This window comes from Corynebacterium stationis (assembly GCF_001941345.1).
In the GTDB taxonomy this organism is placed as follows: Bacteria; Actinomycetota; Actinomycetes; order Mycobacteriales; family Mycobacteriaceae; genus Corynebacterium; species Corynebacterium stationis.
Genome location: NZ_CP009251.1, coordinates 1159925 through 1175670, shown reverse-complemented (window position 1 = coordinate 1175670; position 15746 = coordinate 1159925). Strand labels below are relative to the sequence as shown.

The 15746-nt window shown below is 54.6% G+C and carries 14 protein-coding genes; 4 read left to right on the top strand and 10 right to left on the bottom strand.

Annotation, left to right across the window (positions count from 1 at the left end):
• Positions 1 to 20 precede the first annotated feature (20 nt).
• The 7 genes from CSTAT_RS05470 to rimP all read right to left on the bottom strand — a co-directional run bounded on the left by CSTAT_RS05470 (position 21) and on the right by rimP (position 7726).
• Positions 21 to 1322 (bottom strand): MATE family efflux transporter, encoded by a 1302-nt coding sequence (locus CSTAT_RS05470; protein WP_075722747.1) that lies wholly within the window; start codon positions 1320 to 1322, stop codon positions 21 to 23.
• A complete protein-coding gene (locus tag CSTAT_RS05465; RefSeq protein WP_083640697.1) occupies positions 1309 to 2271 on the bottom strand; it encodes a DHH family phosphoesterase in 963 nt (320 codons plus the stop codon). Before CSTAT_RS05465 ends, CSTAT_RS05470 begins: the two co-directional genes overlap by 14 nt.
• Before the next feature lie 8 nt (positions 2272 to 2279).
• Positions 2280 to 2714: a 30S ribosome-binding factor RbfA gene (rbfA, locus tag CSTAT_RS05460; protein WP_066793406.1), complete on the bottom strand. Its 435-nt coding sequence runs from the start codon at positions 2712 to 2714 to the stop codon at positions 2280 to 2282.
• Between the two features lie 158 nt (positions 2715 to 2872).
• Entirely contained in the window at positions 2873 to 5629 is a 2757-nt protein-coding gene (gene infB / locus CSTAT_RS05455; protein ID WP_075722745.1) for a translation initiation factor IF-2, read from the bottom strand.
• A gap of 90 nt (positions 5630 to 5719) precedes the next feature.
• Entirely contained in the window at positions 5720 to 5983 is a 264-nt protein-coding gene (locus tag CSTAT_RS05450) for a YlxR family protein (protein ID WP_088859209.1), read from the bottom strand.
• Between the two features lie 112 nt (positions 5984 to 6095).
• Complete coding sequence (gene nusA / locus CSTAT_RS05445; protein WP_066793397.1) at positions 6096 to 7118, bottom strand: transcription termination factor NusA; 1023 nt, start codon at positions 7116 to 7118, stop codon at positions 6096 to 6098.
• A gap of 68 nt (positions 7119 to 7186) precedes the next feature.
• On the bottom strand, positions 7187 to 7726 hold the full coding sequence (gene rimP / locus CSTAT_RS05440; RefSeq protein WP_075722744.1) for a ribosome maturation factor RimP: 540 nt from the start codon (positions 7724 to 7726) through the stop codon (positions 7187 to 7189).
• 38 nt (positions 7727 to 7764) lie between these two features.
• Here rimP and CSTAT_RS05435 point away from each other — a divergent pair, with 38 nt between their 5' ends.
• Positions 7765 to 8493, top strand: a complete 729-nt coding sequence (locus tag CSTAT_RS05435; protein WP_244892910.1) for a hypothetical protein — start codon at positions 7765 to 7767, stop codon at positions 8491 to 8493.
• On the opposite strand, the gene CSTAT_RS05430 is transcribed toward CSTAT_RS05435, so the two are convergent.
• Positions 8488 to 10236 carry a proline--tRNA ligase gene (locus CSTAT_RS05430; RefSeq protein ID WP_075722743.1) on the bottom strand — a complete coding sequence of 583 codons (1749 nt, stop codon included), beginning with the start codon at positions 10234 to 10236 and terminating at the stop codon, positions 8488 to 8490. The two genes, CSTAT_RS05435 and CSTAT_RS05430, sit on opposite strands and share 6 nt — an antisense overlap.
• Positions 10237 to 10266: 30 nt before the next feature.
• Between CSTAT_RS05430 and CSTAT_RS05425 the strand changes: the two genes are divergently transcribed.
• Positions 10267 to 10956 (top strand): YaaA family protein, encoded by a 690-nt coding sequence (locus CSTAT_RS05425; protein WP_075722742.1) that lies wholly within the window; start codon positions 10267 to 10269, stop codon positions 10954 to 10956.
• Here the strand turns inward: CSTAT_RS05425 and CSTAT_RS05420 are convergent.
• Positions 10939 to 12078: a DUF4921 family protein gene (locus CSTAT_RS05420; RefSeq protein ID WP_244892909.1), complete on the bottom strand. Its 1140-nt coding sequence runs from the start codon at positions 12076 to 12078 to the stop codon at positions 10939 to 10941. The genes CSTAT_RS05425 and CSTAT_RS05420 overlap by 18 nt on opposite strands.
• A gap of 58 nt (positions 12079 to 12136) precedes the next feature.
• Here CSTAT_RS05420 and CSTAT_RS05415 point away from each other — a divergent pair, with 58 nt between their 5' ends.
• Together CSTAT_RS05415 and CSTAT_RS05410 are read left to right on the top strand one after the other, a co-directional pair.
• On the top strand, positions 12137 to 12979 hold the full coding sequence (locus CSTAT_RS05415) for a PhzF family phenazine biosynthesis protein (RefSeq protein WP_075722741.1): 843 nt from the start codon (positions 12137 to 12139) through the stop codon (positions 12977 to 12979).
• On the top strand, positions 12976 to 14163 hold the full coding sequence (locus tag CSTAT_RS05410; RefSeq protein WP_075722740.1) for a protein adenylyltransferase SelO family protein: 1188 nt from the start codon (positions 12976 to 12978) through the stop codon (positions 14161 to 14163). Before CSTAT_RS05415 ends, CSTAT_RS05410 begins: the two co-directional genes overlap by 4 nt.
• Here the strand turns inward: CSTAT_RS05410 and mqo are convergent.
• Positions 14160 to 15668, bottom strand: a complete 1509-nt coding sequence (gene mqo, locus CSTAT_RS05405) for a malate dehydrogenase (quinone) (RefSeq protein WP_075722739.1) — start codon at positions 15666 to 15668, stop codon at positions 14160 to 14162. The two genes, CSTAT_RS05410 and mqo, sit on opposite strands and share 4 nt — an antisense overlap.
• Positions 15669 to 15746 lie beyond the last annotated feature (78 nt).

Below are 15746 nucleotides of genomic sequence, written 5' to 3'. Positions count from 1 at the left end.
CGTTTCTCTCCCGCAAGTCGTTAGCTCACTACTGCCCAACGCATCGAATAAAAGCGGAAAACAACAGCGACTGTACGCAGAAGGATAAACGCAGCAAGGCCTGCCCAAATACCTGCGAGTCCGAAATCTAGTGCATAAGCAATCCAGATACCCGGCAAAAAGCCGATGATCACAGAGCCAACGGTAATCGTGCGCAAGAAGGCAGCATCGCCTGCGCCCAGCAGCACGCCATCGATGGCAAAAAGCACGCCACCAGCAATAATCATGGCAATCATAATCCACCACGGAATTGCCATTGCATTTAAGACGTCCGCATCCGAGGTGAAAATCCGCGGGATAAATCCTGCGCCGAGTGCAAAGACCAACGCCAAAGCAGCGGAGAATATCGTCGAGTAGACAATGATCTTCTGTCCAGCATTGCGTGCTGTATCCACTGACTTCGCGCCCAAGGCAGCGCCGATGAGCGTCTGGGCGGCGATAGCCAACGAGTCTAGAATCAGCGTGAGGAAATTCCATATCTGCAGCATGACTTGGTGGGCTGCCAATGGAGCAGTACCAAAGCGTGCTGCTACCGCCGCGGCCGATAAGAATGCCACCTGCAAGCTCGCGGAACGGATAATCAAGTCTCGCCCCAAGACCAACTGACGTTTAATAACGCGGGGTCGCAACCGCCACGAGCCGGTGTGCTGCTTTTTCAACTCGAGCAAAAATAGCAGAGCAATAATGCCCATGCCCAAAACATTGGCCCAGGCGGAGCCCACAAGCCCCCACCAGTGCACAAATATCGGCACAGCAATCGCGCCTGGGATCAAGCCTGCGAGCGTAAAATACAATGGCCGTTTAGTATCTTGGACTCCACGCAACCAGCCATTTCCGGCCATTTCCACGAGTGTGATGGGAATCGATAAGGCAGCGACGTGCAGCCACGAGGCAGCCAGACTAGCGGTTTCGGGATTACCCGTCATCCACAAAGCAATCTGGCCGCCAAACAGCCACATGATGCACGCCAGCCCGAAGCCGACGATCAGCGCAACATAAGTCGCCTGCACGCCTTCGGCGATTGCCCCTTGCCTATCCCCTGACCCAAACAGCCGAGAGGACCGCGCGGTGGTGCCATAGGACAAGAAAGTCAGCTGTGTAGTCACGACCGACTGCACCGCCGCAGCCGCGCCCAAAGCCGCCAACTGCGATGCACCTAGGCGCCCGACCACCGCTGTATCCAGCAAAAGATACAGCGGCATCGCCGCTAATACCCCGAGCGCCGGTAGCGCAAGCCCGAAGACCCTCCGCGCAGATACTTGGGAATCCTTAGAACTGACCAACGATATCCACTAGTTCCGCAATAATGTCTTCTGGCTCTCCTGAGGTCGAATACCCTGCGGCAGGAACATGTCCCCCGCCACCAAGGCGGCGAGCAACCTGCGAGCAGTTGACGTCATTAGAGCGTAGTGAAACAGCCCAAAATCCTGGCACCTGTTCCTTAAACACCACGCCTAAATCCGTGCCATCTAAAGCACGCACGAAATCAACCATAGTCTCTACTGCAGAATCCGAATGCCCGGAGATGACATCATAGCGACCAACCAGCACCGCCATGGTGTGCTTGCCGGCCGGAACAATCTGCACATTAGCCAGCACTCGACCAAGCATCTGCAAATCTTCTGCTGTGTTGGAGTCCATCAGATCTACGGCGATCTGCTTGGTATCTAGCCCGTACTCCATCAGCTTTCCAGCAAAGCTGTGCATCTGGGGCCGGCCCCACCGGAAACTTCCGGTGTCAGTGACCAAACCTGCATACATTGCATGCGCTATCTCAGAGTTGAGAGTCACACCAAGTTCTTCCAGTACCGGTGCTAAAACCGTCGTCGTCGACTCACACGAGACATCAACCAAGTTGATATTGCCAAAACCGTGGTTAGAGGCATGGTGGTCAATGCAGACCACGTTGCCGCGTCGGATGGCCTTGGCTAAATCGCGTGCAAGCAATCCGGTGCGATCCAACGAGCCGCAATCCACCGTGACATACAAGTCATAGCCGGTGGGCAAACTCGTTGTTACTTCCACGGTGTCAGTGCCTGGAATCGTAAAAAGATTCTCTGAAATGGGCCAATCTTGGCCAACTACGCAACGAGTCTTTTTACCAAGTTGCTCTAGCCCCAGGTGCAACGTAGCCATCGAACCTAAAGCATCTGCATCTGGACGGAGATGGGCCACGATACACACCGAGTCAGCTTCCTGGAGTGCTCCCACCACTTCTGAAATAGAGGACATGGACAGATTTATTCCCCATCCGTCTTATATGGATTAGCTTCGCCAGCTGGCTTAGCATTTTCCTTGAGCTTCGCCAGCTCTTCATCACGTGCGCGGGCACGTGCAAGCAATGCTTCCATGTGAGCTGATGCTTCTGGAACAGCATCGAACTCGAAAGCCAAGGTCGGGGTAAAGCGCACCTGCAACTGATCGCCAACGATCTTGCGCAGCTGCCCCTTGGCACGGTTTAGAGCTTCAGCAGCCTGATCCAGATCTGGTTCTGAGTCAATGTCAACGCCGCGCACGGTGTAAAACACGGTTGCGTCATGTAGGTCACCGGTAACACGGGTATCAGTAATGGTGACAAGTTCAAGCCTGCGATCTTTAATTTCACGCTCGATGGCGGTTGCCACAATAGTTTGAATGCGCTTTGCCATCCGGGCCGCGCGTGCATGATCAGCCATGATATCCGCCTCTACTTTTTCTTAACTAGCTTTGGACAATCCTAGTGTACTTTTTAGAATTCGAAAACACTTGCTTAAGGGCTAAAGAAGCCGGGCACAGGGCCCGGCTTCAATAGCAATCTAATACGAATTGCTACACGATGTAGCTCGTACCTTTATCAGGTACGTGGCACTTCAACCTCTTCGTATGCCTGGATGAAGTCGCCAACCTGGATATCTGGGTAGGACAGAACCATACCGCACTCGTAACCAGCGTTGATTTCGTTTGCGTCGTCCTTCTCGTGACGCAAGGACTCAATCTTGGCATCGGAAGTAATGACATTGCCATCGCGGACAATACGTACCTTGCCGTTGCGCTTGACCTTGCCCTCGGTGACCATACAACCAGCGATGGTACCGATAGCGGAGGACTTGAACAGGGCACGGATCTCTGCCGCACCGGTGTCGCGCTCTTCGTAGATTGGCTTGAGCATGCCCTTGAGTGCCTGCTCAACTTCTTCGATAGCACGGTAGATAACGGTGTAGTAGCGAACGTCGACGCCTTCAGCGTTAGCTTCTTCAGTTGCCTTGCCTTCTGCGCGAACGTTGAAGGCAATGATGACAGCATCAGAGGCGGCAGCCAAGGAGACGTTGGTCTGAGTAACTGCACCAACACCACGGTCGATGATGTTGAGCTGTACCTCGTCATCAATCTCAATATCAAGCAGTGCGTCTTCCAGTGCTTCAACAGAACCGGCGTTGTCACCCTTGAGGATGAGGTTGAGCGTCGAAGTTTCCTTAAGTACTGAATCCAGATCCTCAAGGGAAACACGCTTGCGGGACTTAGCCTGCAGTGCAGAACGCTTACGTGCGTCACGCTGAGCTGCAATCTGACGCGCCACGCGGTCGTCTTCAACAACCAAGAGATTGTCACCAGCACCAGGAACACCGTTAAGACCCTGAACCTGAACTGGACGGGATGGACCAGCTTCTTCGACGTCCTGACCGAACTCGTCGAGCATGCGACGTACGCGACCGAAGGAGTCGCCCACGACGATGGAGTCGCCCACGCGCAAAGTACCGCGCTGAACGATAACGGTTGCGACTGGACCACGACCACGATCGAGGTGAGCTTCGATGGAAACACCCTGTGCATCCATGTCTGGGTTTGCAGTTAGTTCCAGAGCCGCATCAGCGGTTAGGACTACAGCTTCCAACAATGCATCGATGTTGGTGCCAGCCTTCGCCGAGATGTCGACGAACATGGTGTCACCACCATATTCTTCCGGAACCAGACCGTATTCCGTCAGCTGACCACGGATCTTGTCCGGAGCAGCTTCTGGCTTATCAATCTTGTTCACGGCAACCACGACTGGGATATTTGCTGCCTTGGCGTGGTTGATTGCTTCGACGGTCTGTGGCATAACGCCGTCGTCTGCAGCAACAACCAAAATTGCCAAGTCAGTGGACTTTGCACCGCGGGCACGCATGGCGGTAAACGCCTCGTGACCTGGGGTATCCAGGAAAGTAATGGTGCGCTCGCCACCGTCGATATCAACCTGGGTCTGGTATGCACCAATGCCCTGGGTAATACCGCCGGCCTCGCCCGCGCCTTCGTTGGTACGACGAACTGTATCCAGAAGACGCGTCTTACCGTGGTCAACGTGACCCATGACGGTAACAACTGGAGGACGCTTAGCAAGGTCTTCCTCAGTGCCTTCGTCATCACCGAACTGCAGGTCAAAGGACTCCAGCAGTTCACGGTCTTCGTCTTCTGGGGAAACAACCTGAACATCGTAGTTGATTTCAGCACCCAGCAGCTGCAAGGTCTCTTCCGAAACGGAAGCAGTTGCGGTCACCATTTCACCGAGGTTAAACAGTGCCTGTACCAATGCTGCTGGATCTGCACCGATCTTCTCGGCGAAGTCAGCCAAGGATGCGCCACGACGCAGGCGAATTGATTCGCCCTTGCCGTCTGGAAGGCGTACGCCACCAACTACGTTTGGTGCACGTAGCTCTTCGTATTCATTCCTCTTCTGACGCTTCGACTTCTTACCACGACGTGGTGCGCCACCTGGACGGCCGAATGCACCAGCGGTGCCACCGCGACGTCCGCCGCGTCCACCTGGACCGCTGCGGAATCCGCCTGGTGCACCAGCGCCGGTACCGGCACCTGGTCCACCCTTGCCTGGACGACCGCCACGACCGCGGCCACCCGCAGCTGCTGCCTTTTGAGGCATTGCTGCTGGGTTCGGGTGCGAAGGCATCATCGCTGGCGACGGACGGCGACCACCTGACTGGCCACCAGACTGTGGCTTGTTTTCACGGTTGTCTGGACGCTGTCCATCACGCTTGCCACCCTGTGGCTTTTGGCGTGGACCCTTTGCTCCACCTGGGCGAGGTGCAGGACGATCGCCTGAACCGCCACCGGAAGAAAATGGGTTATTAGCCACGCGGCGTGAACCGCCAGGCTTTGGCATAGAGCGTGGAGTTGGGCCGCCCTCAGCACCTGGTTTCGGAGCACCAGGCTTTGGTGCTGCCGGCTTAGGAGCTGCTGGCTTTGCTGCCTCTGGCTTCGGCGTCGCCGGCTTAGGTGAAGCCGGTTTCGGAGCTGCAGGCTTTGCAGCTGCTGGCTTAGCCGGGGTTGGCTTTGCAGCTGCTGGCTTAGCAGCTGCAGGCTTAGGTGCTGCTGGCTTTGGCGCGCCTGGTTTAGGAGCGCCTGGCTTTGCTGGAGCAGCATTAGTCGGGGCCTCGGTGTTATCTTTGCCGATCCCCTGTGCTTCATAGTGTGCACGCATCTTCTTAACCACCGGTGGTTCGATGGTCGATGATGCGGTCTTTACAAACTCGCCTTGCTCTTTGAGCGTGCCGAGTAGTTCTTTACTGGTAATTCCGAGCTGTTTCGCCAGCTCATGAACGCGTAGCTTACCTGCCACTTGTCTCCTCTTAGTTTCCCTAGAGGCGACAAGGCGCCCCTAGGATCAGTTACTGACTTTCATCGCTGATGCTTCATCGTTGTGTGCTCATCAGTGTTCGGTCTTCCTTACAATCTCGAAGGTCTTGGATATGTACTCTCGTACTTGACCTGTATCCACGGGTGCGGACAGCCGGAGTGCGCGAGCAAAAGCCCGACGCTTCTCCGCAAGCTCATATGCAGCTAAATCTGGAGTAATCCAGGCTCCCCTGCCGGGAAGCCGCCTGCCAGGATCGGGGATGATACAACCTTGCGTATCAGCCACCACACGCAATAGCTGCGTATCCGGTAGACGTTGTCGTGTTGCTATGCACATTCGAAGTCGGCTCAAAACCAACTCCTTCCTGCTGCACTTGGGCCATTGTCAATCCTACTTGAAACATCGCCAAAATTGAACTCACGACACTACAACGATGTGACCCGGGGATTTATTCCACCTTGTCAGCATCCGAGTGGATGTCGATCTTCCATCCAGTCAGACGCGCGGCAAGGCGAGCATTTTGTCCCTCTTTACCAATGGCCAAAGACAGTTGGTAATCAGGAACGGTAACGCGTGCCAGCTGAGCTTCCTCGTCGAGCACTTCTACTCGCACGACCTTTGACGGTGCCAAAGCATTGCCGACATACACGCTCGGATCTTCATTGAAATCAATGATGTCGATCTTTTCTCCGCCGAGCGCCTGCATCACGTTGGTTACGCGCTGACCGCGTGGGCCAATGCAGGCACCCTTAGCGTTGAGACCTTTGACCTGGCCGGTCACGGCAACCTTCGAACGGTGTCCAGCTTCACGCGCGATGGCAACAATTTCTACTGCCCCATCAAGAACTTCTGGTACTTCCAGCTCGAACAGGCCGCGGACCAATTCAGGGTGTGTGCGTGACAGAAGAACTTGGACACGCGCGCCTTCTTTTTGCACTCCTACGACATAAGCACGCACGCGGGTGCCGTGACGAAGACGCTCGCCTGGGATTTGCTCAGCAGGGAGCAAGATTCCGTCTTGGGTTTTGCCTTCTTTGATGTCAATTTCGGTGCCCAACTGCACAACTACGATGCCACGGGAATTGGCATGTGCGTCCTGATGAACCACGCCAGAGACAACGGTGCCTTGCAGTTCTGCATAGGAATCATATGCGCGGTCTGCTTCTACTTCACGCAGGCGCTTGTAGATGGCGTCGCGGACAGCAGGTGCCGCAACTCGCCCAAAGTTGGTGGGAGTGTCATCAAATTCGGTGATGACTTCGCCGCTTTCATCGATTTCGGTAACGACGACAGAAACTTCGCCGGTATCAGCATCAATATCTACGCGGGCCTTATGGTCTTCCTCGATGTTGCCGTCGCGGTATTCGGTGTAGGCATACAGCAAGCCACCGGCCACTGAAGTCAGCAAATCATTTACTGGAACACCGCGCTCGGTTTCGATTGCACGTAACGCGTCGATATCAATATTCACTTATTCATCCTTTAAACGATTCCAACAATTACTGCTTTGTAAGCAAGCAGTCAGCCTATTTGGCCAGCTTAGTCTTCCGCCGCCAATTCCTTGGCAGCTTCGAAGCTGAGCTCGACGATATCCTGCTCTACGGTGGGAGCAGGTGCGAATTCAATTTCTACCACTGAACCCACAAGGTTTTCCAATCGCTGTACCTGTACCTTGGCTATATCTTTGGTGCTTGTTACAACAACCACGTTTAGTTCATCTTCGCTTAAAGCGCCGATGCGCAGCTCACCGAGTGAGGATTTAATCTTTCGGCCACGGTTGCGTCGAAAGTGTCGCGCAGCAGTCAGCGGTAGGTCTACCCCTGGAGTAGAGATTTCGAGGGTGTAACCGGCACCGAAGTTGAGTTCACCGGATTCTTCCGCGGCGTCGAAGGCTTCGCCGATGATGCGCGACATCTGTTCAAGCACATCCGAGGATGGACGATTCTCCCCATCGATTCGGATGACTACCTGGGATTTCTTGCCCGCCTTGGTGGTTTTGATCTGTTCCACATCAAGTTGGTGGTCAGCTAAAATCGGGGCGAGGAATTCTTCTAATTTTTGTTCACTTGGGAAAGCCATAACTTCTAGCTTAACGGTGAGCGGGTAAGGTCTTCCACGTGAATCGCCGACTTTCTCTTGTAGCGCTTCTTGCGTGCGTCCCAGTGCTGTCTTCCTGTGCCGTTGTGGATTTCTTTGGCCCACGGCCAGATTCCGCCTTAGTGGAGCTTGCGCAAACCGCGCGCGCTGATGCCGATGACTCCAACTACGGGAAATTGCGCCTGAAGCAATCAGAAGAGCTCTTCGCAGAGGTGAACCGGATCTGCGGTGTGGAAGAAAATGGTGAGGTTCCGCAAACCTGCCACATCGATGAAGAAGACCCAGCCGGCCCAAGTACGTCAGCCCAAGCCGCAGTGGCACAGTTAGTCGAGCTGATGGATAAGGCTCCGCAGGAATCCCGCCCGCTGCTTGCCCGCCAAGCCGTCCAGTTAGCTAGCGGTGACGCACCGCTTCCCGATGCCCCCAGTGAAGATACACTCACCCAAGCGACAGAACTTTTAGAGTTTGAATATGCCACGGTGTATGGACTCGATGTTGCCGAGGCTCATGGCGCAGGAGTTGACGCGCAAGCGCATGCGGAGCTGATTTTAGAACTGCAAAACCTACTCGGGGAAGATGCCCCCGCATCTTCCCCCGCGTATTCCGCTGACTGGCCAGATGATTCTTCCGCGGAACAATTCGCTGAGGAACTAGTGCATTCTAGCCGAAATCACTTCGAAGCCGCCGCAGCCACCGCAAAAGATTCGCAGTGGCGCAACTGGCTCATTCACGCAGCCGCAAAACTATAGTCGCGCGAGCAGCTCTTCCACGATGGAATCTGCTGGTACTTCCAAGGTTTCGCCGCCACGAATGCGCAATTCGATGATGCCGTCTTTGAAAGAACGGCCCAAGATTGCGCAGAATGGCATGCCGAGCAATTCGGCATCCTTAAATTTGACGCCAGGAGAAACTTTCGGGCGGTCATCGAAAAGCACCTCGACGCCGGCCTTGTCCAGTGCTTCCACCAGCTTATTGCCGGCTTCAATCGCATCCTGGTCCTTGTTCGCAACCGCCACATGCACCTGGTAAGGAGCAACATCGAGCGGCCAATTCAGGCCCTTTTCATCATGGCGCTGCTCAGCAAGGACCGCCATCATGCGCGAGACACCAATGCCGTAGGAACCCATGGTAGGTACAGCGCGCTTGCCGTTTTCATCCAGAATCTGCACATCGAAAGCTTCGGTGTACTTACGGCCCAGTTGGAAGATGTGGCCAAGCTCAATGCCGCGCTTCAGAGTCAGAGTGCCTTGTCCTTCTGGAGCTGGGTCGCCCTCATGAATCTCAGACGCTTCAACAACCTCATCAATCTGGAAATCACGGCCTGCAACCAAACCAACCACGTGGTGGTTCCTATTATCAGCACCGGTGATCCAAGAAGTACCGGAGACCACGCGTGGGTCAGCGTAGACCTTAACGCCATTGGAGTTGAGGCCACGCGGGCCAACATAGCCCTTGACCAAGAAGGAATTCTCCTTGAAGTCAGCATCGGTAGCTAGCTCAAAGGTCGCTGGCTCCAACGCTGCTTCCAGACGTTTTGGTGCCAAGGCGCGGCTGCCTGGAATCAAAACGCCAGCCAGCTCTGGCTCCTCGCCTGGCTGGGTGATCTTGACCATCATGCACTTTAAGGTGTCATCAGCGGTGACCTCGCGGCCATCGATAGTAATGCCTTCTGCACGCGCCCACTCGACCAAGGTGTCGATGGTCTCTGAATCTGGGGTTTCGTAGACCTTTGCCTCAGGCAAGTTGGTGAAGTCAATTTCCGCAGGAACAGGAGTAACCACGGCTTCAACATTCGCTGCGTAATCACCATCGGTGGCATGCACGAAGGTGTCCTCGCCAACCTCCGAGACCGCGAGGAACTCTTCTGAGGCTGAACCGCCCATAGCACCCGAAGTCGCGCGGCAAATCGCGTACTCGATACCTAAGCGGTCAAAGATATTTTGATACGCCTTGCGGTGGCGCGCATAGGACTCTTCGAGGCCTTCATCAGACATATCGAAGGAGTATGAGTCCTTCATGATGAATTCACGGCCGCGCAAGATACCCGCGCGTGGACGCTCTTCGTCGCGGTACTTGGTCTGGATTTGGTACAGCGTAACCGGGAAATCCTTATATGAGGAGTACAAGTCTTTAACCGTTTGGGCAAACATCTCCTCATGGGTTGGCCCCAGCAGCATGTCCGCGCCCTTGCGGTCTTTCAGGCGGAACAAGTTATCGCCATATTCGGTCCAGCGATCCGTAAGCTCATATGGTTCACGTGGCAGAAGCGCTGGGAATAGTAGCTCTTGGCCGCCGATAGCATTCATTTCTTCACGCACAACATCTTCAATCTTGCGCAGGGTGCGAAGCCCCAGTGGCAACCAGGAATAAACACCGGGTGCGGCACGGCGCAGGTAACCTGCGCGAACAAGTAGCTTGTGGCTTGGAACTTCAGCTTCTGCGGGATCTTCCCGCAAGGTACGCAAAAACAGCTCAGAAAGGCGAGTAATCATGATCCTAAAATACACGGCTAATGTAAAAGCATGCTCATTATCCTCCCTCCTAGTGAAACAAAAGCTTTTGGCGGCGACGGGCCAGCTTTAAATTTGGCCTCGCTGTCCTTTCCCAGTTTGCAAGAAAATCGAGAAAATATAGTCGATGTACTGCGCAATTATGATGTTGACGAAGCAATGAAGGCGTTAAAGATATCGGAAACCCTGCGCCCGGAGGCAGAAGAAAACACAAAGCTTCTCACCGGCCCCACCATGCCGGCATTGTATCGCTACACGGGCGTTTTATACGACGCATTAGATGCCAAAACCCTCTCCGGAAAAGCATGGGATCAGCTGGCAATCGGCTCAGCGCTGTTCGGGGTTGTTCGCGCGCGGGACATGATTCCGTTTTATCGGCTATCCGGCGGCACAAAGCTTGACGATGCCACCATGAAGTCACGCTGGGGAAAATCGATCACGCAAGCACTTGAGGCCGAAAATGACTTCATCATCGACCTGCGCTCAGGTACTTATCAAACACTCGGCAAGGTCAAAGACGCGGTAACGGTGCGCGTGGAAAATTCCGAAGGAAAAGTGATCTCACACTTCAACAAGTTTTACAAAGGCCAACTCGCGCGCGCAATCGCCGACAAAGTCATCACCAGCATTGATGACATCATGGACACTCCGGGCTTTAAGTTCACCGAAGTCAACGGCAAGCAGCTAACGATGGTTGTCTAGCGCTGCCAAGATCTTATCGCGCAGATCCCATGGGGAAATGGTGTTGATGTAGATATGCGTGCCACCTTCAAACCCCGCGAGCGTGGACACGCGTAATTTCAGGTTGATTCGCCATGGCATCGCACAGCTGACATCTGCCGGCTGGTGGTGCCATTCTTCGTTGCAGGCAACATTGCTGCCAATCGCTACGTGCGCGGTATGCAAAACATCACTGAGTCCACGAATTTGCTCTTCGCTGTGCTCCCACGGGCGCCCTGGATGCTTCGAATAGACCTCCAGGGTCGGATACCTGTGTCCGAAGCCTGCAAAAAGCACCGCATGCTCATTTTCTTCGATAATCAGGTTATGGCGCCGCGCGACATCAAGTCCCTTGTCCTGGAAGATATTCGGGTTTTCTAGCACCAGGGGTTCAAGATTACGCAGCGCCCGGCCGCGGTCATCAATGGCGACTAGTTGCTTGTGCAGGTGGTCAAAAGATGTCCCGGCAGGTTTGAGCCAATTCTGAAAGGCCACCACATAATTCGCATGCGGGTGGCGCTCATACAGGTCTCGCATCGAATCAGCGGTAAAGGAGATAAAGCGCGCGTGCTCTTCTTTGGACATCTCTCCGGAAGATTTGGTGTGACTGCGCGCCACAATCACATCATGGCCGCCGGAGAAAAAACCGCGGGCTGCGAATGCGAGCTCCTTTCCTTCGAGCCGCTGTTTAGTCTTTGCCACCACCACTTGTTGGACATGCTGATAGCCACTGTCATCGTTTAAGTAGGCATCGATAAGCGCATAATTTGCGTCCAGCCCGTAGTTGGCGTGCCAGTAATCAAAGCTGACTATGTCAAATAGATTCGGGATGCGCCGAAAATCCGGGTCCGTGGCATCCAGCTGGGGTACAGGCACGTTACGCAAGATGGTGGCATCGGAAAGCATGCGTGCTTTCTCCGGCGGAGTTTCTAGTTTCCGATCCCAGCAAAAAGCACACGAGGACGCCTTGGATTCTGGTGTTACTTCGTCGAAAGGGCGATGTGCCCGCCCCGGCACGGTCCAGACCTCAGTGCCTGAAAAGGGGTTGATTTGTTTCACAGTACCGTCAGCCATTTGCGTAAATGGGGAAAATTTTGAGGTCATGAAGTTAAATACTAAATCCCTTGCAGTCCCCTGGTGGCAGTGACCTAGACTATGAGGCATGGAGCATGAGTATTTTGAAGTTGATGTTTTTGCCACCACGCCCTTTTCCGGCAATCCTTTGGCGGTTGTCGCGAATGCCGGTGAATTAGACACCGAACAAATGCAATCCATCGCCGCGTGGATTAACTTCTCCGAGACTTCCTTCCTGCTTCCGCCTACAGAGTCTTCTGCCGACTATCGCGTCCGCATTTTCACGCCCTTTGAAGAACTCCCCTTTGCCGGCCACCCCACCCTCGGCAGCGCGCGTGCCTGGCGTTCTTTGGGCATTGAACCGCACAAACATGGTCGCATTGTCCAAGAGTGCGCGCTGGGACTGGTTACTATTCAAGAAGAAGCCATCCGCAATAACGAAGGGGAAAAGCAGAAGATCTTCTCTTTCGCGACACCTGAGCTGCTCAAGTCTGGCCCCCTTTCCGCCGACGAGCTCGCCAGCGCCTGCGATGCGCTCAATATTTCTTCAGATGAGGTTATCGACCACGGCTGGGGCGATAACGGCCCCGGCTGGAAAATCCTGCAGCTGCGCGATGCCACAGCCGTGAAGCAGCTAAAGCCAAAAAGCCAGCACCAACAAAAAGTGGGCGTGGTGGGCACCTATGACGGGCAGGGCCCTGCTTATGAAGTCCGCGCCTTCATGTTCGGCCTCGAAGACCCCGTAACCGGTTCTTTGAATGGCTCAGTGGCGCAGTTTATGCGCGAACGCGGACACGTTCCAGACACTTATACGGCCAGCCAAGGTAGCCAACTCGGCCGAGATGGCATCATCCACGTCTTCGATGACGGAAAAGAAATTTGGATCGGCGGCAGCGTACACATCCGCGTCGCCGGGAAGTTAACCTCATGAAATTAGAACACAGCTATGCCGAAGCGTTGCCAGATATGGTCCGCGCGGCCCACGGTGAAGAACAACCGGATCCGCAACTGGTCCTGCTCAATGAACCATTAGCAGAAAGCCTCGGTCTTGACGTCGACTTTCTCAAGTCTGACAAGGGCTTAAAATTCCTGCTTGGCCGCTCCGGCACTGCTTATGCGCAAGCCTATTCTGGGCATCAATTCGGCCAGCTCTCCCCTGTCTTAGGTGATGGCCGAGCGCTTTTACTCGGCGAAATTGGCGGGCAAGATATCCACGCCAAAGGAATTGGACGCACTCCCTTTTCCCGCCCTGGTTCCGATGGCCGCGGTGCACTCGGGCCGATGCTGCGCGAATACCTTGTTTCCGAGGCCATGCACGCGCTAGGGGTTCCAACCACGCGCGGGTTGGCGGTTATCAGCACGGGCCGCAAAATCCAGCGTGACAGGGTTGTTCCCGGTGCGATTGTCGTGCGTACTGCCGCAAGCCACCTGCGTGTGGGCACCATGCAATACGCGGCGATGACGGATCAGATTAAACCAGTGGCTGATTATGCCATCGCCCGACACTATCCGGGTGAAGACTATCAAGGGCTTTTCCGCAAGGTCATGCACGCGCAAGCGAACACAGTCGCAAAATGGCAGCGGTTAGGGTTTATCCACGGCGTCATGAATACCGATAACACCACTTTATCGGGTGAGACCATCGATTATGGCCCGTGTGCTTTTATGGAGCAGTTTGATATCAACACCTATTTTTCTTCCATCGATACGCAAGGACGCTATCGCTACGGCAATCAGCCGAGCATTTTAGGCTGGAACTTGGCTCGGTTAGCGGAAACACTTTTGCCGCTTTTCGATGAAGATCCGAACCACGCCATCGATATCGCCAACTCCACCATGGCCGAATTCACCGACATCATGAACGCTGCTTTAGAAGCAGAAGATGTCCAAGAGATCGAGGGCGATATCACCGTGGAAAACCATAAGCAAAATCCCGACTCCCCCATCACCATCCCACGCAATCAGCCACTGGATAAGGCACTCAAACAGGCAACTGATGGGGATCTCTCCTACTACTTGGAGCTGCTGGAAGCAGTAAAAAAGCCCCAGGAGTATCACCCGGATTTATCCAACCCGGGCGACCTCGAGGGGTTTTTAACCTTCTGCGGGACTTAGAACTCTGGAGCGTTTTCCAGCTGCAGAGTCTTCTGGGTGATCTCCCAGATTTCTTCGAAGAGCTTCGGGTTCTTGCCCAGCTTCTCGCCGTAGGAAGGAATCATTTCGTACAGCTTGTCGGCCCAGCCGATCATGTGTTCGCCGAAGCAGCGCTCCAGAAGCTCCAGCATGACTGCTGGAGCAATCGATGCACCCGGTGATGCACCGAGCAGACCAGCGATATTGCCCTCTGGGTTGTTGATCAAGGTGGTGCCGAACTCTAAGGAACCGAAACGAGGAGCAGCTGCAGGCTTAATAACCTGTACGCGCTGACCCGCAATAACGGTCTCCCAATCCGCGCCATCTGCGCTAGGCACGTATTCGCGCAGTGCTTCCACGCGGTCATCGAAGTCCTTCAGCACTTCCTGCACAAGATACTTGGTCAGACCGAACTCCTGCGCGGCAACGCCCAGGTAGGAAGGTATATTGGAAGGGCGAATGGACTTGAACAGGTCGATGTAAGAACCCTGCTTCAAGAACTTCGGGCTCCAGCCGCCGTAGGGGCCAAAGAGCAAGCTCTTCTCACCGTCGATGACGCGAGTATCCAAGTGTGGAACAGACATTGGTGGCGCGCCAACAGCTGCCTTGCCGTATACCTTGGCGTTGTGCTCTTCTACCAAGTCCTTATTGGTAGAGCGCAGCCACAGACCAGAGACTGGGAAGCCAGCGTAGCCAGCAACCTCACGCACGCCAGCCTTGCGCAGCAAGTCAAGCGCGTAGCCACCAGCGCCAACGAAGACGAACTTCGCGTTGACGATCTGGGTGTCACCGGTGTGAACGTTCTTGGTGTAGACCTTCCATCCAGCGCCGTCACGCTTGATGGTGGTTACTTCGTTGCCATAGCGAATTTCAGTGCCTGCAGCGCGTGCAGCGGTCAAGAACTGCTTGGTCAAAGCACCGAAGTTAACGTCAGTACCGATATTGGTCCAGGAGATAGCGACCTTGCTGTCTGCCGAACGGCCACGGCCCATCAATGGCAGGTGCTCGTTGAAGACCTCCCGGTCATCGGAAAACTCCATGCCTGGGAAAAGGTGGTTGTCTTTGAGCATGTCATAGCGACGCTTCAGGTAATCCACCTGGATTTCGCCCTGTGCGAAGGACACGTGTGGGACTGGGTTAATGAATTCGCGTGGGTCTACCAGGATGCCGTTGTTGACCTGGTGGGTCCAGAACTGACGTGCCACCTGGAACTGCTCATTGATGGCCATTGCCTTGGAGACATCAATCTTGCCGCCCTTTTCAGGCGTGTAGTTCAACTCGCACAATGCGGAATGGCCGGTACCAGCATTATTCCACGGGGAAGATGATTCCAGAGCTGGGCCATCCAGACGCTCAAAAATCATCTGCGTCCAACTTGGTTCCAGCTCCCTGAGCATCGCACCCAGGGTCGCGCTCATGACGCCAGCACCAATAAGTGCGACGTCGACGGTATCAACTGCTTGGCCTGCATTCTTTGCGGGGGACACCAGACATTACCTCTTCGTCATCGAATAAAAGTTATAAATTTAAAGGCGCACACAGCACGCATCTCTTATAATCATACG

What these genes read in the sequence shown, in the direction of transcription:
- CSTAT_RS05465 (WP_083640697.1), bottom strand. Translation starts at nt 2,271, where the DNA reads ATGTCCTCTATTTCAGAAGTGGTGGGAGCACTCCAGGAAGCTGACTCG.
- rbfA (WP_066793406.1), bottom strand. Translation starts at nt 2,714, where the DNA reads ATGGCTGATCATGCACGCGCGGCCCGGATGGCAAAGCGCATTCAAACT.
- CSTAT_RS05450 (WP_088859209.1), bottom strand. Translation starts at nt 5,983, where the DNA reads ATGTGCATAGCAACACGACAACGTCTACCGGATACGCAGCTATTGCGT.
- rimP (WP_075722744.1), bottom strand. Translation starts at nt 7,726, where the DNA reads ATGGCTTTCCCAAGTGAACAAAAATTAGAAGAATTCCTCGCCCCGATT.
- CSTAT_RS05430 (WP_075722743.1), bottom strand. Translation starts at nt 10,236, where the DNA reads ATGATTACTCGCCTTTCTGAGCTGTTTTTGCGTACCTTGCGGGAAGAT.
- CSTAT_RS05425 (WP_075722742.1), top strand. Translation starts at nt 10,267, where the DNA reads ATGCTCATTATCCTCCCTCCTAGTGAAACAAAAGCTTTTGGCGGCGAC.
- CSTAT_RS05420 (WP_244892909.1), bottom strand. Translation starts at nt 12,078, where the DNA reads ATGACCTCAAAATTTTCCCCATTTACGCAAATGGCTGACGGTACTGTG.
- CSTAT_RS05415 (WP_075722741.1), top strand. Translation starts at nt 12,137, where the DNA reads ATGGAGCATGAGTATTTTGAAGTTGATGTTTTTGCCACCACGCCCTTT.
- CSTAT_RS05410 (WP_075722740.1), top strand. Translation starts at nt 12,976, where the DNA reads ATGAAATTAGAACACAGCTATGCCGAAGCGTTGCCAGATATGGTCCGC.